Origin of the sequence: Spongiactinospora rosea, from assembly GCF_003315795.1 — a bacterium.
Lineage (GTDB): Bacteria > Actinomycetota > Actinomycetes > Streptosporangiales > Streptosporangiaceae > Spongiactinospora > Spongiactinospora rosea.
In genome coordinates this window covers 263,128-280,238 of record NZ_QMEY01000002.1, presented here as the reverse complement: position 1 = coordinate 280,238, position 17,111 = coordinate 263,128, and the positions used below count along the sequence as shown (strand labels likewise).

The window sequence follows — 17,111 nt, the reverse complement described above, 5'->3', positions numbered from 1 at the left end:
CCGGGTCAGCCTTCCAGGAAGATGCGGAGCACGGCGTTGAGGGTCACGGAGATGCCGATGCCGCCCAGTGTCCAGCCCAGAATCTTGGGGGTGTTCCTGGTCAGCCAGTCGTTGACGCGTTGGAGCAGGGGTTCCACCGTGCGGTGGGCGGCGCGGCGGGCGATGGTGAGGACGATCGCGGGAAGGATCATCACCAGGCAGTATCCGGCGAGCGAGGCCCCGGTGAGTCCCCAGCCCAGGTCGGCGTTGGCGATGAGGCCCACCGCCGCGAGGTACGGCAGCATGGTGGCCACCTCCACCAGCGCCGCCAGCAGCGCCAGGTTCATCAGCCCCCCGACGCCGCCGTCGCCCATCATCACCCTGGCCCGCCACCGCTGGATCTTGCCGGGGCCGCCCTCGCGTCGCCGGGCCTTCGCCTCCAGCCAGTAGCTCAGCGCGATGATCGCCAGGCCGAGGACCAGTTGGGCCACCTTCAGGGTGGTCGGCGGGTAGGCCGCGACCGCCGACTGGGCCGCTGTCAGCACGGCGTCGGCCCCCAGGGTGAGCAGTACGCCCACGCAGAAGTAGAACACCGCCACCGTCGCCAGGTAGACGGCGATCCGGCCGACGCGCGGCCGGCCGGGGGCGAGCAGCAGCCAGACCGGGATCAGCAGGGTGCCGAAGCTGGTGCTGTCGATCAGGCCCAGCCCGGCCAGCGCGAGTGCGAGTGTCACGCCGCCCCCCGCTTGAACAGGCGCTCGGCGTACGTGACCAGGGCCTCGCGGAGCGCGGTGGCGTCGTAGCCGTCGCCGGTCGCGGCGTGGTGGAGGCACAACCCGTCCACGAACGCCACGAACGCCGCGGCCTCCGTTCTCGGGTCGAGGTCGCCGTCCAGTTCGCCGGTGCGCTGGGCGGCGGTGAGGGCGTCGGTGATGCCGTCGATCAGCTCACTGGTCGCGGCCTGGTGGATCGCGGCCATCCGGCGGCTGGTGAGCGAGGCGGTCAGGAAGTTCAGCCAGACCCGCAGCTCCCGCTCCCGGGTCTCGTCCAGCGGGAGGAACGTCTCCATCAGCCCTACCACGACGTCTCGCACCGGAGGGACGACCTCCACCTGGTGGAGGCGGTCGGTGGCGCGCTGGTAGACGTACTCGATCCCGAAGATCAGCAGCTCCTCCTTGGTGCGGAAGTACCGCTGCACCAGGCCCACCGACACATCGGCCGCCGCCGCGACGTCGGCCAGCGTGGTGCCGCCGAGCCCGCGCTCGCTCAGCGTGCTCAGCAGGGCTTCGGCGATCTGGAGTCGCCGCGTGTCCGGGTCGGCATGTCGAGTCATAAAAAAATAATACCGAACTATTATTTCTAGATCGACGTTCAAGTACTGGAACGTCGATCCGGTAGGCTGTACCGGGGAGGATGCGATGGCGGGACATATCGAGGTGGACGGGCTCACCTACGTGCTGCCGGACGGGCGGTTGCTGCTGCACGAGGTGTCGTTCCGGATCGGCGACGGCGTCAAGGCCGGGCTCGTCGGGCCGAACGGCGCGGGCAAGACCACCCTGCTCCGGCTGGTCGCCGGTGACCTGCGGCCGGACGACGGGCGGGTGGCCTGCTCCGGCGGGCTGGGGGTGATGCGGCAGTTCATCGGCAGCGTCCGTGACGACCGGACCGTTCATGACCTGCTGCTTTCCGTCGCCCCCGACGGGGTGCGCGCCGCCGCAGGGGCCCTCGCGCGGGCCGAGGCGGCGATGGCCGTACGCGACGACGAGACGACCCAGCTGGCGTACGCGCAGGCGATCAGCGACTACGCCGACGCCGGCGGCTATGACATGGACGTGGTCTGGGACACCTGCGCGACGGCGGCCCTGGGCCTGCCGTACGACGCGGTCCGGGCCCGCCCGGTGGGCACGCTGTCCGGCGGGGAGCAGAAACGGCTCGTCCTGGAGGCCCTGTTGCGCGGGCCGGACCAGGTACTGCTGCTCGACGAACCGGACAACTACCTCGACGTCCCCGCCAAGCTGTGGCTGGAGGAGCGGCTGCACGCCACCGCCAAGACGGTGCTGCTGGTCTCGCACGACCGGCAGCTACTGGCCAACGCCACCGACCGCATCGTGACGGTGGAGGCGCGCGGCGTCTGGGTGCACGGGGGCGGCTTCGCGACGTACGCCGAGGGCCGCCAGAGCCGCATCGACCGGCTGGAGGAACGCCGCCGCCGCTGGGACGAGGAGCACGCCAAGCTCAGACGCCTGGTGCAGACCCTCCGCCAGACCGCCACCAACAACGACGCCGTGTCCTCCGCCTACCGCGCCGCGCGCACCCGGCTTTCCCGCTTCGAGGAGGCGGGCCCGCCCGAGCGCCCGCCCAGGCCGCAGAACGTACGCATGCGCCTGCGCGGTGGCCGCACCGGCAAACGCGCGGTCACCTGCGAGGATCTGGAACTGACCGGGCTGATGCGGCCGTTCGGCACGGAGATCTGGTACGGCGAGCGGGTGGGCGTCCTGGGGTCCAACGGTTCGGGCAAGTCCCACTTCCTGCGGCTGCTGGCCGAGGCGGCCGACGGCGCCGTGCCCAAGGTCGCCCACCGAGGTTCGGTGAAGCTGGGCGCACGAGTACGGCCCGGCCACTTCGTACAAACCCACACCCGCCCCGACCTGCACGGCCGCACCCCCGCCGAACTGGTCACGACCAGGCACGCCCTCACCCTGAACGAGGCCATGGCCGCCCTCGCCCGCTACGAACTCGCCCCCGCCGCCACCCAGCCCTTCGAGACCCTGTCCGGCGGCCAACAGGCCCGCCTCCAGATCCTCCTGCTCGAACTGTCCGGCGCCACCCTGCTCCTCCTCGACGAACCGACCGACAACCTCGACCTCGCCGGCGCCGAGGCCCTGCAACAGGGCCTCGCCTCCTTCTCCGGCACCGTCCTCGCCGCCACCCACGACCGCTGGTTCGCCGCCGACTTCGACCGCTTCCTCATCTTCGGCACCAACGGCCGGGTCTACGAAACCCCCGCCCCCATCTGGGACGAGTCCCGCGTCGCACGCGACCCAAAAACCTACCCAACGCCGAACGGAGCCACTGGCCACCCCTGACCGACCGGTGCATGATCGAGCCGACGTCGCCGCCGCGGGGGTTCATGGCAGGAAAAGATGGCCTGGGGACGGGGACTTCCATTCGGCCAGGCGAACCGTTCGCCTAGCAGAATCAACGATGTTCGAGTACGTCAGGCGGACGTTGAAGGGTCGAACTCCCCAAGTCTCACACCAGCAAGGAACGCCGACCATTCATCGGCACGGAAGACCAGCATCCCGCCCGCACGGTTCTTGGTATCCCGAACGGCGACCATGCCACCTGACATAGCCACCTCGACACAACTAGCGCCATTGCCGCTAAAACTGCTCTTTCTCCATGTGGCCTGCGAAAAATCGCGCTGAGGTTCCACTGGGATCCCTCCTCCGGAGGCATATCAGGGGCGCTTTTACTTAGCTGGCCTTGATGGCAGCGACGAACCGCCGCCATTCATGCTGCGTGAACATCAGCACATGAGAGGGGTCTTTGGAGTCGCGGACCGCCAGCGCATATCCGCTGGACTCCGGAAGGGGGGCCGTCTCGACGCAGTTCGCCTGCCCGTTGCTGCGGCTGCTCTTTCGCCACATCGCAGCGGAAAGATCAATGCTACGCATAGTCTCCTGCCACTTCAGTGATCAAGGCTTTCGAGGTGTGTTCATCAAGGGCTGCGTCCCAGATGCGCGTGAACGCTACACGATAGCGGTCAACTTCGTGAGGCTTGTCCAGATAGAGGGCGCCGGCAAGATTCTCAGCATAGATGGTAGGCGGCTCGCATTCATTACCCTGCCCATTACGCGGGAACTCCATCAGAACGAATGGACCCGTCATGACTCCATGGTGGAGCCCCATCTCAAAGGCAGAAACCCTTAGTGTCACGTTAGGCAGGTCGCCGATATCTATCAGGCGTTCTAGCTGCTGCTTCATGACGTGCCCACCTCCAATGGGGCGGCGTAGCACTGCTTCATTCAGCACAACCCGAAGTTGCGGCGCGGCGACGGATCTCGCGAGTAGTGTCTGGCGGGCCATGCGCAGATCAACGCGGCGCTCGATTTCCTCCTCCGCGACATCACTGTTGTCAGCCCTGATCAGGGTACGGGCATATTCGGCGGTCTGGAAGAGACCTGGGATCAGCTCGCTCTCGTACCACCACAACGACGACGCTGCCTCTTCCAGGCCGATGTACAGGTCGAAGCCTTCCGGTATGACGTCACCATACGAGTGCCACCACCCACGCGCCTTTGTCTCCTTGGCCAGCGCCATCAGCGCTTCCGTGAGGTCGGCGGGCGCGTCGTACACCTTGCACATCGCTTCCACGTCCAGACTTCGTAGCGATGTGTGACCGGTTTCGATACGCCAGATCTTGGCTTCCGACCACTCCAGGCTCATTGCTGCGGCCTTGACAGTAAGGCGCGACCGCGACCTGAGATCGCGGAGGTATCTGCCCAGTTGGCGACGCGGCACGGTCGACCCTGTGCTGCCGCTCGGGGTCATGCTGCCTCCCTCGCTATGAAGTATCTCATGACCACGCTATGAAACCACCCGGTCACTCGCCCTGCAATCGGGCAATTCATCATGAAACCCCCGCTATGAAGCCTTTCATTTTGAGGGATTGCACAACGAGGGCTCGCGATGCTTGACTGTAACGTACGCAGCGTGAGCGGCCGGACACTTTGGGCTACTCGCCGTGGGTTCGTGCACTTCCAAGTTAGAGGTGGCCGATGACTCGATCTTTAGGCGCGCTCGTACTCCCGGCTGTGGCGTCATCGGTGCCGGTGGCGACCTTCACCGCTGAGGTGGACGGGCAGGTGACCCCCTATGTCCGATCTTGAGCAGTACTCCCACCCGGACTCGCAGTTCCTGGGCAAGGTGCTGTTGCCGGGCGTGGTCACGTCGGTTCCGGTGGCGCGGGCGTTCGCGCGGGCGTTGCTCGCGGTTCACGGGCATGCCGGGGATGAGTTTCCGGTGCTGCTGGTGGTCAGTGAACTCATCGGGAACTCGGTCCAGCACTCCGATTCCGGGCGGGTGCCGGATGGGCGGGTGTGGGTGGCGTTCGAGCTGGTCGGCCCCGTGCTGCATGTCACGGTGGGCGATGGTGGCGCGGTGGCGAGTGTGCCGAAGATGTGTGATGCGGGCGGCGACGGTGAGGGCGGCCGGGGTTTGGCCCTGGTGGATGAGTACGCGACCAAGTGGGGCGTGGATGAGATCGCGACGGGCCGTTCGGTGTGGGCCGATCTGGAGCTGAAGTGGCCGGCGTGAGCGACGCGGGTGATGGCCGCTGGTGGTCGGTGGGTGAGGTCACCGTCGAATGGGCCCAGCCCGGTAATGGCGCGTGGCTGTTGGTGGGCGATACCTCACCGGCGGGCACGGCGGTGTGGGTGAGCCGGGCGCGGTGGGGTCTGTTCCTGGCGCGGGTGAAGTCGCGTGGGGTCGTGCCGGTGTCGGTGGTGGACGGTACGGACCTGGTCGTGGTGCGGGTGGGGGATGTGGTGCCGGGGGTGTGGCTGCCGGTGCTGACGACCTGGGATCACTGGAGGGAGTTTGAGGATGCGGTCAGAGGCGGCCGGTTCGATCATGTGTAGATGTGCCCGGCTGGGGGTGCAGTGGACGGTGTGAGCGGTGCGGGCCTGGCGGTGGAGCTGTCCAGCATGGGTGGCGGGGTGGCTGCGGTTCTGGGAGCGGGCCGATCAGACGAGCACTGGGGTTTTGGTGTCCCGGCTGGGGTTCGCGGGGTTCCTCCGGGAGGTACGGGAGGGGCATATGGTGCCGGTGGCGCGCGGCGGGTTGATCGTGGTGTCGGTGGGCGATGCCGATCCGGAACGTCCAGGGCGGGTGGTGACGACGGTGGATTCGTGGCGGGCGTTCGTCACTCGCGTTCATGCCAGGGAGTTCGATCGGTTCTGCCGGATGTGAGCCCTCGGCGGCGCATGCGGCGCGGCGATGATCAAAAACGAGAGGTGGTTCGCCTGCGTCTGCTTGCGCCTGAGCGCTGGAAATGACCACGCCATAGCTTCCTGGGCCGATGATCGGTTTTGGGAGGCTTTAGCCTTCTGGGCGTGGATGGGGTGTCACCGCGACGAACTGTAGCTCGTTCGGTTGAAGTGCGAGGATTTGCTTTTTGGTCTTCAGTGGGGGTGGCGCTGGAATAGCATTTCTGATGCTGGCAGGAACGGCCTTGGGCGGGTGAGGGGGCGGGATGGGCAAACCATCAGAAAAGGGAAATGTGGTGGCGACCAAAAGTGGTGGACCTGCCGCAAATGTTGCCGATTATGCCGTGATGACCCTTGGAGACCGGGTGCTCCGGGTGGGGACGCGTACCTCGCCGATGGCGCTTCATCAGGCGAACCTCGTTGCCGACATGCTCAAGGGGCTTTGTCCCGACCTGGGTGTGGAGGTCGTTGGCATCGAGACCAGCGGGGACCGCTGGCAGGGCGATCTTGCGGAGCTGGGCGGCAAGGGCGCGTTCATGAAGGAGATCGACCGGGCGCTGGTGCTGGGCGCGGTTGATGCCGCGGTCCACTGTGTCAAGGACGTTCCCGGGGATGTGCCACTGGCGATGGGTACGACGTTCGCGGCGTACCTTGCCAGAGAGGACGTGCATGATGCGGTCGTGTGGCGGGCCGGATCACGGTACGGGAAGCTGGATGAACTGCCGTCCGGTACACGCCTGGGCACTTCATCGGTGCGGCGGAAGGCGCAACTGCTGAAGTATCGGCCCGATCTTCATGTGGAGCGCATCCGGGGTAACGTCAACTCGCGCCTGGCCCGGCTGGATGCGGAGCGGCAGTATGAAGCGCTGGTCCTGGGCTGCTCAGGGCTTCGCCGGATCGGGATGGACGATCGGATCGGGCAAGTGCTTCCTTTGGACATCATGTGTCCAGCGGTCGGTGCGGGGGTGATCGGCGTTCAGTGCCGGACCAATGATCCCGGAGTACTGGAACTGCTTAGGCTGCTCGATCACGCGGAGACACGGTTGCATGTGCGGGCCGAGCGGGCGATGTTGCATGCCCTGCAAGGGCATTGCAACTCTCCGATCGCCGGGCACTGCACCACGACCATGGATGGTCAGCTTTCGTTGATCGGAATGGTGTTCACCCGAGAGGGTGGCAAGTTCGCCTACGCGCATGAGTGGGATGCGCCGACGCGTCCAGATGAGCTCGGCGGGTATGTCGCTGCCGTACTGGCCCGTAAGGGGGCTCGGAATATCATCGCGGGCATCCCGCATTGAGAGCGAGCCGCCCGTGGGGGCTGAACAGCTCAGGGGGCGCGACGGCGGGGAGGCAGCACGGCGAGGGTCGCAGGAGATAGAGCGTGCCGAAGGCTCCATGTTTTACACCGGTGAGGAACGCCGGCCATTCGTCGGCACGGAAGGTCAGCATCCCGTCTGCGCGGTTCTTGGTGTCCCGAAGGGCGATCATGCCGCCTCCTACGGGTGTCTTCTTCTGGAGTGGATGATGGTGGCTCAGGGTGCGCAACGGCGAGGTGGGAGCACGGGGAGGGTCGCAGAGATAGGGCGTGCCGAAGGCTCCTTTTGAGGGCGGAGGCTGCCGTGAGCGGCAGTCAAAGAGATGGCCACTGGAGGGCGAAGGTAGCGGCTGCCGGTGACGTCCGCTCATCGGGCAGGGAAGACCAGTGGCATGGCAGACCTTCCTTTCCATGATCGGGCCGACTTCGCCGCCGCCGATCGGGGGTTCGTGGCCGCGCTCAGGCCGGCGGTGGTCAAGGCGGGCGATGGGCGGGTCGTGTGGGATGGGGACGCGTACGGGTTTCTGGCGGGGGAGTGTCCGGGCACTGCGCATCCCAGTCTGTGGCGGCAGGGGAGGTTGTGCGCCAAGCAGGGGCTGTATGAGGTGACCGGGGAGATTTATCAGATTCGTGGGCTGGATCTGTCGAACATGACGTTGATCGAGGGCGACGATGGTGTGATCGTGGTCGATCCGCTGTTGTCCACCGAGTGTGCGGCGGCCGGGCTGGGGCTCTACCGGGAGCACCGGGGGAAGCGGCCGGTGACGGCGGTGATCTACACGCATTCGCACGCCGACCACTTCGGCGGGGTGCGCGGGGTCACCGATGGTGACGATGTGCCGATTCTGGCCCCGGCCGGGTTCATGGAGCACGCGGTCGCCGAGAACGTCTACGCCGGTACCGCGATGAACCGCCGGGCCACGTACATGTACGGGCCGGGGCTGCCCCGCTCGCCGGAGGGGCAGATCGGTACCGGCCTCGGCCTCACCACCTCGACCGGGACGATCTCCCTCATCCCGCCCACCCGCGACATCACCCGCACCGGCCAGCAGGAGACCGTCGACGGGGTGCAGCTCATCTTCCAGCTCACCCCCGGCACCGAGGCCCCGGCGGAGATGAACTTCCTCATCCCCGCCCGCCGGGCGCTGTGCATGGCCGAGAACGCCACCCACAACCTGCACAACATCCTCACTCTGCGCGGAGCCGTGGTCCGCGACGCCCGTATCTGGTCGCGCTACCTGACCGAGGCGATCACGCTGTTCGCCGGTCAGGCGGACGTGGTCTTCGCCTCGCACCACTGGCCGACCTGGGGCGAGGACGAGCTGACGACCTTCCTGACCCAGCAGCGCGACCTGTACGCCTACATCCACGACCAGACGCTGCGGATGCTGAACCAGGGCATGACCGGCACCGAGATCGCCGAAGCCATCCGGATGCCGCCCGTCCTGGAACAGGCGTGGCACACCCACGGCTACTACGGCTCGGTGAGCCACAACGTCAAGGCCGTCTATCAGCGCTACCTCGGCTGGTTCGACGGCAACCCGGCCCATCTGTGGGAGCATCCGCCGGTCGAGCAGGCACGCCGGTACGTCGCCTGCATGGGCGGGCGCGAGGGCGTACTGGCCCATGCCCGCCGTCACATCGACGACGGCGACCTGCGCTTCGCGGCCACCCTGCTCGACCACGCCGTCTTCGCCGACCCCGGCGACCGCGAGGCCCGCGCCCTGCTCGCCGAGGTCTACACCCGGCTCGGCCACGGCGCGGAGAACGGCACCTGGCGCAACTTCTACCTGGTCGCGGCGCTGGAGCTGGCCGGTGGCGCGGTACCGGCCGACCTGGACACCACCTCGCCGGAGATGATCGCGGCCCTGACCGTGGAGCAGGTCTTCGACTCCCTGGCCATCCGCATCGACGGCCCCAGGGCCTGGAACGAGAAGCTGGCCATCGACTGGCACCTGACGGACCTGGACCGGCGCCACCGCACCACGCTGTCCAACGGCGCGCTCATCCAGCAGGCCGACCCGCCGCCGCGCCCGGTGGACCTGACCCTCACGCTCACCACGGAGCGGTTGCGCGGCCTGCTCACCGGCCGCGCAACCGCCGACGGGATCGATCACGAGGGCGACATCAACGCCCTGAGCCGTCTTACCGAACTGCTCGACGCCCCGGCTCCGGCGTTCCCGATCGTGACCCCGTGACTCAGATGGTGGAGGCCAGCCAGCCGATGGTCTCGACCGCGTGGACGCCGTTGCTCTTGACGGAACCGGTGACCAGGACCTCGTTCAGGCGGATCAGGAAGCCCTGTTCGTTGACGTCGGCCAGGCGGATGCCGGGCGGGTCGGAGCCGTTGAACGTCTGCGCGAACGGCAGGACGATCACCTGGGAGCCGGACGGGAAGGGGGTGGGGAAGGTGACGCGGGTGAAGGTGGAGGTGTTGCCGCTGGCCGTCTCGACCGGGTCGTCGGAGCCGAGCTCGACGACACCGGTCTGGATCATGGACATGGGATCGCTCTCCTTTCACAGGCGTACTCGGAGAAACCATCCCTACTGTAATCGAGTGGCTACTTATCGTGTCGTGAGAGTCGTGTCACCGCGTTCACCAGGCGGTCCACGGGGATGCCCGGGGCGCGGCGGCCCTGGCGGCCGGTCATGTCGGTGGCGGCGACCAGGGAGTTGAGGACCGCCTCCTCGACGGCGTGGACGACGGCCGCGAAGAAGTCGTCGAGCCGGTTCCACGGGATGTGCCGGAGGGTGTCGTAGCCGGGCTCGCCGCGCGGGAACTCCGACGGGGTGAGCACGTTGCCGGTGGAGAACGCCAGGAAGATGTCGCCGGAGAAGTGCGAGCCGGTGGTGCCGGTGCGGGCCAGGCCGAGCGGGACCCGGCGGGCCAGGGCCGAGCACTGGCCGGGCAGCAGCGGCGCGTCGGTGGCGATGACGACGATCACCGATCCCGCGCCGGGCGGGTGCCGCCAGTCGCCCTCCTGGAACGGGTTGTCGTCGGCGAGCAGCGCGCCCACCGGCACCCCGCACACGGTCAGCTCCTTGCGGGAGCCGAAGTTGGCCTGGACGAACGCGCCGACCGTGTAGGAGTCCCGGCCGTAGCGCACCACCCGGGAGGAGGTGCCGCTGCCGGCCTTGAAGGCGTAGCAGTTCATCCCGGTGCCGCCGCCGACCGACCCTTCGGCGACCGGGCCGCCGGTCGCGGCGTCGATCGCGGCCACGGCGTGCTCGGCCCGGACGTGCGGGCCGTTGATGTCGTTGAGGTAGCCGTCCCAGGTCTCGGCCACCACGGGCAGCAGCCACTGCTCGGCGACCTGCGGTTTCTCCCGCGCCACCCAGTCGATCACGCCCCGGTGGCACGGCCCCACCGCGTGCGTGTTGGTGATCAGCACCGGCAGGCGTACCGACCCGATCTCGTCCAGCAGCGCGGTGCCGGTCATCTCGCCGTTGCCGTTGAGCGAGTACCGGCCCGCGGCGCACGGCAGGTGGATCTCCTCCCGGGCGCGCGGCAGGATCGCGGTCACGCCGGTGCGTACGGCGTCGCCCTCGATCAGCGTCGTGTAGCCGACCTCGACGCCGGGCACGTCGGTGATCGCGTTGAGCGGGCCGGTGTCCCCGGTCAGGGGCAGGCCGAGGTCGCGGGCGCGCATCAGACCTCCAGGTCGCAGCGGGTGGCGTCGGCCGCGTAGCCGATCAGCATCGACTCGGCCTCGGCCGGGGTGAACGTGGGCACGGCCTGGGTGATGTGCAGCCCGAGGCCGTCTTCCAGGGCGACGAGGCCGCGGGCGATGGCGGCGGCGTCACGGGTCAGGTCGAACACCCCGGTCGCCGCGCCCGTTTCGAGGATCGCGGTGTAGAGACCGGCCTGGCGTTCGTACAGGCGGATGTGCTGGGCGGCGTAGGCGGGGGTGCGGCGGGCGTACGCGCCCAGCTCGTAGAGCAGCACGCTCAGCTCGTCGTCCCGCCCGGTGGGCAGGCCCGCCCTGATGGTCCCGACCAGCTTTCTGCGCGGGTCGGGCTCGCGGCGCGCGGCCTCCTCGCGGCACACGCAGAACCGCTCCACGGCGTCGCGCTGCACCTCGTGCAGCAGGTCGCCGAGCGTCGGGAAGTAGTAGAGGACCGAGCCGGTGGACATCTCGGCCTGGGAGGCGACGTCGCGCAGCCGCAGGTCCAGCACGCCCCGGTCGAGAACGGCTCGACGGGCCGCGGCGACGAGTTCGCCGCGCCGGTGGTGTGCTCGGCTCGGTCGTGGCATGGCGGTCATTCTTCAGCCGATCATCAAATAACGCAAGAGCGTACTCTTCGTGACTCAGTCGTGCTCGCAGCCCTATTGACGTCGGCCCGGATCGAGTTCTTTTATGGCCAGTCAAAGAACCACGACTCAGGAGGCCGCCATGTCGGATCCGTCGTCGTCACCCTCCACCCCCTCCGCCCCGCCGCTGCGCCGCGGCCTCAAAGTACTCGGCACCCTGCTCATCACCCTGTCCGCCATCACCCCCGCCTCGTCCGTGTTCATCATCGCGCCGGGCGTGGTGGGCCAGGCGGGCAGCGGCGCGTTCTGGAGTTTCGTGATCGCGGCGGTGGTGGGCGTGTTCATGGCCTTCGTGTACGCGGAGCTGGCCTCGGCCTATCCGCTCAGCGGCGGTGAGTACGCCATCGTCGGCCGCACCCTGGGCAGGCTGCCCGGGTTCGTCATCCTCGGCCTGCTGGTGATCACCCAACTGCTGATCATCGCGGTCATCGCGCTGGGCGTCGGCACGTACCTGGCGGTGCTGATCCCGGGGGTGCCGGGGCCGGTGGTGGCCGCGGTGACGACGGCGGCGGCGACCGTGCTGGCGGTGTTCGACATCAAGCTCAACGCCTGGATCACCGGGATCTTCCTGGCCATCGAGATGATCGCGCTGGTCGTGGTGAGCGCGCTCGGGCTGCTGGACCCGGCGCGTTCGCTCGGCGAACTGCTCACCGCGCCCGTCACGGTGACCGAGGGCGTCGTCGCGCCCGCGTCGGCCGGGCTGATCGTCGGCGCGGCGGCGGTGGCGATCTTCGCGTACAACGGGTACGGCTCGGCCGTCTACTTCGGCGAGGAGACCACCGACGCCAAGCGCGGCATCGCCCGCGCCATCCTGTGGGCGCTGGCGATCACCGTCGTGGCCGAGCTGGTCCCGATCACCGCCGTACTGCTCGGCGCGCCCTCGCTCCCCGACCTGTTCGCCTCCGGCAACATGATGGGCCTGTTCGTCGCCACCAAGGCGGGCGCGACGGTGAACACCGTGATCAGCCTGGCCATCGCGCTGGCCATCGTCAACGCGGTGCTGGCGATCATCCTCATCTCGGCGCGCATGGTGTTCAGCACCGGCAGGGACACCGCCTGGCCGGGCGCGGTCAGCCGGGGGCTGGCCGCGATCCACCCCCGTACCGGCACGCCGTGGATCGCCACGCTGGTCACCGGCGGGTTCGCCACCCTGCTGTGCTTCGTCGACGAAGGACGCCTGCTGGTCGTCACCGGCACCTCGCTGGTCGCGGTGTACGCGGCGCTGTGCCTGGCGGTGCTCGCCGGGCGGCGCAACGGCACGACCGCGCACGCGGCGTACCGGATGCCGTGGTTCCCGGTCGCGCCGGTGCTCGCGCTGGCCGCGCTGGCCTACGTGATCTGGCAGAACGCGATGGACCCCGCCGTCGGGCGGACCAGCCTGCTGATCACCCTGGGCGTGTGCGCCGTCGCCGCGCTGTACTACGCACTGGTGCTGCGGGGGCGCGGGCAGTGGGTACTGCGCGGCCCTGCGGGGGAGGAGAACAGCACGCCCGAACCGGTCGAATCCGTATAGGCGAAACGTACAGGGAAGGACCGCACCATGACGTTCACCGAGCCCCATCCCCCCGTGGCAGACGTCGCCGAGGCGGGCTGGGGCAACCTGTGGCCGCACTTCACCCGGATGGCCGCCGCTCCCGGCCCGGTCATCACCCGGGGCGAGGGCGCGTACATCTGGGACGAGCAGGGCAGGCGGATGCTCGACGGGCTGTCCGGCCTGTTCGTCGTGCAGGCCGGTCACGGCCGCCGCGAACTGGCCGAGGTGATGGCCGCCCAGGCCACCGAGCTGGCGTACTTCCCGGTGTGGGGGTACGCCACCCGCCCGGCGCTCCAACTGGCCGAACGGCTGGCCGACGCCGCCCCCGGCGACCTGAACCGGGTGTTCTTCACCACCGGCGGCGGCGAGGCGGTGGAGAGCGCCTGGAAGGTGGCCAAGCAGTACTTCAAGCTGACCGGACGCCCGCTCAAGCACAAGGTGATCAGCCGGGCCGTCGCCTACCACGGCACCCCGCAGGGCGCGCTGGCGATCACCGGCCTGCCCGCGATGAAGCAGCAGTTCGAGCCGCTGACCCCGGGCGGGTTCCGGGTGCCGAACACCAACATCTACCGTGCGTCCGAGCACGGCGACGACCCGGTGGCGTTCGGCAGGTGGGCGGCCGACCGGATCGAGGAGGCCATCCTGTTCGAGGGGCCGGACACCGTCGCCGCGGTCGTACTGGAGCCGGTCCAGAACTCCGGCGGCTGCCTCACCCCGCCGCCCGGATACTTCCAGCGGGTCCGGGAGATCTGCGACGCCTATGACGTGCTGCTCGTCTCCGACGAGGTGATCTGCGCGTTCGGCAGGCACGGCACGACGTTCGCGTGCGAGAAGTTCGGCTTCGTACCGGACATCGTGACCTGCGCCAAGGGCATGAGCTCCGGCTACGCCCCGATCGGCGCGATGATCGCCACCGACCGGATCGCCGAGCCGTTCCAGCACGGCAAGACCATGTTCCCGCACGGGTACACCTTCGGCGGGCACCCGGTGGCCGCGGCGGTGTCGCTGGCCAACCTGGACATCTTCGACAGGGAAGGGCTCAACCGGCGGGTGCTGGACAACGAGGCCGCGTTCGAGGCGACCATGCGCAAGCTGCTCGACCTGCCGATCGTCGGCGACGTACGCGGCGACGGCTACTTCTGGGCGGTCGAGCTGGTCAAGGACAAGGCCACCAAGCAGACCCTGGACGCCGAGGAGCGCGACCTGCTGATCCGCGGTTTCCTGCCCGCCGCCCTGCGCGACAACGGCCTGTACTGCCGCCCGGACGACCGCGGCGACCCCGTGGTCCAGGTGGCCCCGCCGCTGATCTGCGGCCAGGCCGAGTTCGACGAGATCGAGCGCATCCTGCGGCACACCCTCACCGAGGCCGCCGCGCTGCTGTGACCGCCGGCCGTTGACCCTTCTCAGGGCCGGGACGCTCTAGCATTTCGCAGGTGACCTCCTACGGCGATCCCGACGTGTTCGAGTACCTGGACGTCTCGGCCCTGCCGCCGCGGCAGCAGCGCATCCTGGCCACCATCCGGGACTGGGTGGCCAGGCACGGCTACCCGCCGAGCACGCGCGAGATCGGTCAGGCGGTGGGGCTGCGGTCCACCTCGTCGGTGTCGCGCCACCTGAAAAGCCTGGAGGACAAGGGGTTCCTGCGCCGGGGCGCGGGGCTGTCCCGGCCGATCGACGTGCGGGACTTCATGCGGGCCGAGGCCCCGCGTCAGGCCGCCGACCTGGTGCCGGTGCCCGTGGTCGGCGACATCGCGGCGGGCAGTCCCATCACCGCCGTCGAGCACCTGGACGACACGCTGACCCTGCCCCGGGAGCTGACCGGGCGGGGCACGGTGTTCGGCCTGCGGGTGCGCGGCGACTCGATGATCGACGCGGCGATCTGCGACGGTGACATCGTCGTGGTACGCCAGCAGCCCGAGGCGCACTCGGGGCAGATCGTGGCCGCGATGATCGACGGCGAGGCCACCGTCAAGGTGTACCGCCGCCGGGGCGGCCGTGTCCTGCTCGAACCCCGCAACCCGGCCTATGCCGACATCGACGGCGAGGGCGCCGCGATCCTGGGCATCGTCGTCTCAGTCCTGCGCAACCTCTGACCGGCCCCCGAGCACGTCGGCCGCCGGGCCTCGCCCCGGCAGGGGAGTGGTGAGGCCGGGGCGCAGCCCGTCGAGGGCGATCGCCAGCGAGCGTTCGGGGTCGTCCACCCCGGAGGGCACGCCGGGCAGCGGGCGCAGCACCCGGGCCAGCAGGAGCATGAAGTCACCGCTGGTCAGGTCGGGGCGTACGGCGCCCTCGGTCAGGGCGCGCGCCCACATCCGGTCGATCGCCGCCACCAGCGACCGGCGCAGCCGTACGTTGTCGGGGTCGGGACGCAGCGCGTCCCAGGCCACGGCGAACCAGGCGGAGAGGCGGTAGGCGAGCAGCAGGTCGGCGGTGGTCGTGCGGAGGAAGCGGCGACTGACCGACTTCGCCCGGTTCGCGACCACCCGCGCCGCGGACTCTCCGCTGGAGCGGCTGCTCATCGCCTACCGCCTGAAGGGGGACCGTTCGGCGACGCTGCTGGCCCGTACGCTCACCGTCGCGACCCCCGACGGCACCGCCGAGCGCCGGGTGCTCGGCGACCGTGAGGCGTTCGCCGCCGCCCTCGCCGACGACATCGGCGTGCCCCTCGCCGGGCTCGGGCCCGATGGCATCGGTACGTTGTGGCGGCGCACGGCCCGGCAGCACGCCGAGTGGCTGTCCCGGGTGGAATCGGGGGCTTTGGACTGATCCAAAACGATGGTCGCTCTCGTACCATGATGGGCGTGCTGGGCCTTCTCCGCTCCTTGTGGACCGAGCCCCGCCCGCCTGATCCCCCGCGGCGGGTTCCACGGGACTGGGCGCTGGTGGGGGTGCTCGCCGTGGTGATCGTGCTGGAAGGCGCGCTGCGGACCGACCTCCAGTACCGGCCGCTTTCGATGAGCTTCGCTCTGGTCATGCTGGCGACGCTGCTGTGGCGGCGTACCAGGCCGCTGCTCAGCCTCGCCGTCCCGGTCGTCGCCACGACCGCGATCCAGGTGCTGACCGGGGCCGATCCGGCGGAGCTCAAGTCGATGGCGTTCCTGCTGATCCTGCTGTACGCCCTGACCCGGTGGGGGTCCGGGCGGGAGGCGCTGGCCGGGCTGGTGCTGATCTGCGGCTTGGTGGTGGTCGCCACCGTCACCGGGCGGCTGGTGGCGGGGGACATCGCCGGGGCGTTCACGGTCGTGTTCGCGGCGGCGGCCCTGGGCGGCACGTTCCGCTACCGGACGAAGGCCAGGCAGCGCGAACTCGACCAGGTCAAGCTGCTCGAACGCGAGCAACTGGCCCGTGACCTGCACGACACCGTGGCCCACCACGTCTCGGCGATGGCGATCAGGGCGCAGGCGGGCATCGCCACCGCGGCGGCCGACCCGGACACCGCCGCCGAGGCCGCCGTCGCCGCGCTGCGGGTGATCGAGGCCGAGGCGTCCCGCACGCTCGCCGAGATGCGGGCCATGGTGCTGGTCCTGCGCCGGGACGGCGCGTCCGCGCCGCTGGAGATGGCGCCCAACCCGCACCTCGACGACCTGGAACAACTCGCCGACCGGCCGCGTACCGGGCCGTCCGTGGAGGTGGCGATCGAGGGCGACCTCGACGGCGTGCCGCCGTCCGTCGGGGCGGCGATCTTCCGGATCGCCCAGGAGTCGGTCACCAACGCCCGGCGGCACGCCCGGCACGCCACCCGGATCGAGGTCAGCGTGGCGGCCGGGGCCACGTCGGTGCGGCTGCGGGTGACCGACGACGGCGACAGCACCGCGGGGCGTCCCATCGCGGCCTCCGGGTACGGCCTGCTCGGCATGACCGAACGCGCCGGGCTGCTCGGCGGCACCTGCGAGGCCGGTCCCAACCCAGGTCGCGGCTGGACCGTGACCGCCGTACTGCCCCGGACGGGAGCCCCCACGTGACCAGCGGTGATATCAGGGT

General features: G+C 69.3%; 21 protein-coding genes. 11 read left to right on the top strand and 10 right to left on the bottom strand.

Going from position 1 to position 17,111, the window contains the following annotated elements; all coding sequences use genetic code 11:
- Window positions 1-5 precede the first annotated feature (5 nt).
- Both DP939_RS06710 and DP939_RS06705 read right to left on the bottom strand, forming a co-directional pair.
- On the bottom strand, window positions 6-713 hold the full coding sequence (locus DP939_RS06710; RefSeq protein ID WP_158578488.1) for a GAP family protein: 708 nt from the start codon (window positions 711-713) through the stop codon (window positions 6-8).
- A complete protein-coding gene (locus DP939_RS06705; protein ID WP_113979719.1) occupies window positions 710-1,312 on the bottom strand; it encodes a TetR/AcrR family transcriptional regulator in 603 nt (200 codons plus the stop codon). The genes DP939_RS06710 and DP939_RS06705 overlap by 4 nt, the downstream gene beginning before the upstream one ends.
- A gap of 85 nt (window positions 1,313-1,397) precedes the next feature.
- Here DP939_RS06705 and DP939_RS06700 point away from each other — a divergent pair, with 85 nt between their 5' ends.
- Window positions 1,398-3,065, top strand: coding sequence for an ABC-F family ATP-binding cassette domain-containing protein (locus DP939_RS06700; protein WP_113979718.1), 1,668 nt, complete (start codon window positions 1,398-1,400; stop codon window positions 3,063-3,065).
- A 131-nt stretch (window positions 3,066-3,196) separates the two neighbouring features.
- Here the strand turns inward: DP939_RS06700 and DP939_RS06695 are convergent, their stop codons facing one another.
- Genes DP939_RS06695 through DP939_RS06685 form a run of 3 tightly spaced genes read right to left on the bottom strand, consistent with a single transcriptional unit; the run spans window position 3,197 to window position 4,533 of the window.
- Window positions 3,197-3,415, bottom strand: coding sequence for a DUF397 domain-containing protein (locus DP939_RS06695; RefSeq protein ID WP_113979717.1), 219 nt, complete (start codon window positions 3,413-3,415; stop codon window positions 3,197-3,199).
- Window positions 3,416-3,455: 40 nt separating this feature from the next.
- Window positions 3,456-3,656, bottom strand: coding sequence for a DUF397 domain-containing protein (locus tag DP939_RS06690; RefSeq protein ID WP_113979716.1), 201 nt, complete (start codon window positions 3,654-3,656; stop codon window positions 3,456-3,458).
- Entirely contained in the window at window positions 3,649-4,533 is an 885-nt protein-coding gene (locus DP939_RS06685; protein WP_113979715.1) for a helix-turn-helix domain-containing protein, read from the bottom strand. The genes DP939_RS06690 and DP939_RS06685 overlap by 8 nt, the downstream gene beginning before the upstream one ends.
- Window positions 4,534-4,857: 324 nt before the next feature.
- On the opposite strand from DP939_RS06685, the gene DP939_RS06680 reads away from it, so the two are divergent.
- The 4 genes from DP939_RS06680 to hemC all read left to right on the top strand — a co-directional run bounded on the left by DP939_RS06680 (window position 4,858) and on the right by hemC (window position 7,267).
- Complete coding sequence (locus tag DP939_RS06680; RefSeq protein ID WP_113979714.1) at window positions 4,858-5,298, top strand: ATP-binding protein; 441 nt, start codon at window positions 4,858-4,860, stop codon at window positions 5,296-5,298.
- The gene (locus DP939_RS06675; protein ID WP_113979713.1) at window positions 5,286-5,621 is read left to right on the top strand and encodes a hypothetical protein; all 336 of its coding nucleotides are present in this window, start codon (window positions 5,286-5,288) and stop codon (window positions 5,619-5,621) included. The genes DP939_RS06680 and DP939_RS06675 overlap by 13 nt, the downstream gene beginning before the upstream one ends.
- A 37-nt stretch (window positions 5,622-5,658) precedes the next feature.
- Window positions 5,659-5,952 (top strand): hypothetical protein, encoded by a 294-nt coding sequence (locus tag DP939_RS06670; protein WP_147267902.1) that lies wholly within the window; start codon window positions 5,659-5,661, stop codon window positions 5,950-5,952.
- A 283-nt stretch (window positions 5,953-6,235) separates the two neighbouring features.
- Complete coding sequence (gene hemC, locus DP939_RS06665; protein ID WP_199564991.1) at window positions 6,236-7,267, top strand: hydroxymethylbilane synthase; 1,032 nt, start codon at window positions 6,236-6,238, stop codon at window positions 7,265-7,267.
- Here hemC and DP939_RS49240 read toward each other — a convergent pair.
- Complete coding sequence (locus DP939_RS49240; RefSeq protein ID WP_158578487.1) at window positions 7,245-7,457, bottom strand: DUF397 domain-containing protein; 213 nt, start codon at window positions 7,455-7,457, stop codon at window positions 7,245-7,247. The two genes, hemC and DP939_RS49240, sit on opposite strands and share 23 nt — an antisense overlap.
- Before the next feature lie 219 nt (window positions 7,458-7,676).
- Here DP939_RS49240 and DP939_RS06655 point away from each other — a divergent pair, with 219 nt between their 5' ends.
- Window positions 7,677-9,482 carry an alkyl/aryl-sulfatase gene (locus DP939_RS06655; RefSeq protein WP_113979710.1) on the top strand — a complete coding sequence of 602 codons (1,806 nt, stop codon included), beginning with the start codon at window positions 7,677-7,679 and terminating at the stop codon, window positions 9,480-9,482.
- Between the two features lies 1 nt (window position 9,483).
- Here DP939_RS06655 and DP939_RS06650 read toward each other — a convergent pair whose 3' ends face one another.
- Genes DP939_RS06650 through DP939_RS06640 form a run of 3 tightly spaced genes read right to left on the bottom strand, consistent with a single transcriptional unit; the run spans window position 9,484 to window position 11,539 of the window.
- Complete coding sequence (locus DP939_RS06650; protein ID WP_113979709.1) at window positions 9,484-9,786, bottom strand: hypothetical protein; 303 nt, start codon at window positions 9,784-9,786, stop codon at window positions 9,484-9,486.
- A 59-nt stretch (window positions 9,787-9,845) separates the two neighbouring features.
- Complete coding sequence (locus DP939_RS06645; protein ID WP_113979708.1) at window positions 9,846-10,934, bottom strand: DmpA family aminopeptidase; 1,089 nt, start codon at window positions 10,932-10,934, stop codon at window positions 9,846-9,848.
- On the bottom strand, window positions 10,934-11,539 hold the full coding sequence (locus DP939_RS06640; RefSeq protein WP_113980087.1) for a TetR/AcrR family transcriptional regulator: 606 nt from the start codon (window positions 11,537-11,539) through the stop codon (window positions 10,934-10,936). Before DP939_RS06640 ends, DP939_RS06645 begins: the two co-directional genes overlap by 1 nt.
- 139 nt (window positions 11,540-11,678) lie before the next feature.
- On the opposite strand from DP939_RS06640, the gene DP939_RS06635 reads away from it, so the two are divergent.
- Genes DP939_RS06635 through lexA form a run of 3 tightly spaced genes read left to right on the top strand, consistent with a single transcriptional unit; the run spans window position 11,679 to window position 15,223 of the window.
- The gene (locus DP939_RS06635) at window positions 11,679-13,109 is read left to right on the top strand and encodes an APC family permease (RefSeq protein ID WP_113979707.1); all 1,431 of its coding nucleotides are present in this window, start codon (window positions 11,679-11,681) and stop codon (window positions 13,107-13,109) included.
- Window positions 13,110-13,136: 27 nt separating this feature from the next.
- Window positions 13,137-14,513: an aspartate aminotransferase family protein gene (locus DP939_RS06630; protein ID WP_113979706.1), complete on the top strand. Its 1,377-nt coding sequence runs from the start codon at window positions 13,137-13,139 to the stop codon at window positions 14,511-14,513.
- A gap of 50 nt (window positions 14,514-14,563) precedes the next feature.
- Window positions 14,564-15,223, top strand: a complete 660-nt coding sequence (lexA, locus tag DP939_RS06625; protein ID WP_113979705.1) for a transcriptional repressor LexA — start codon at window positions 14,564-14,566, stop codon at window positions 15,221-15,223.
- Here lexA and DP939_RS06620 read toward each other — a convergent pair.
- Entirely contained in the window at window positions 15,203-15,613 is a 411-nt protein-coding gene (locus tag DP939_RS06620; RefSeq protein ID WP_147267901.1) for an SbtR family transcriptional regulator, read from the bottom strand. The two genes, lexA and DP939_RS06620, sit on opposite strands and share 21 nt — an antisense overlap.
- On the opposite strand from DP939_RS06620, the gene DP939_RS06615 reads away from it, so the two are divergent.
- Entirely contained in the window at window positions 15,567-15,896 is a 330-nt protein-coding gene (locus DP939_RS06615) for an arylamine N-acetyltransferase (RefSeq protein ID WP_147267900.1), read from the top strand. The two genes, DP939_RS06620 and DP939_RS06615, sit on opposite strands and share 47 nt — an antisense overlap.
- 29 nt (window positions 15,897-15,925) lie before the next feature.
- Window positions 15,926-17,092, top strand: coding sequence for a sensor histidine kinase (locus tag DP939_RS06610; RefSeq protein WP_225878112.1), 1,167 nt, complete (start codon window positions 15,926-15,928; stop codon window positions 17,090-17,092).
- Window positions 17,093-17,111 lie beyond the last annotated feature (19 nt).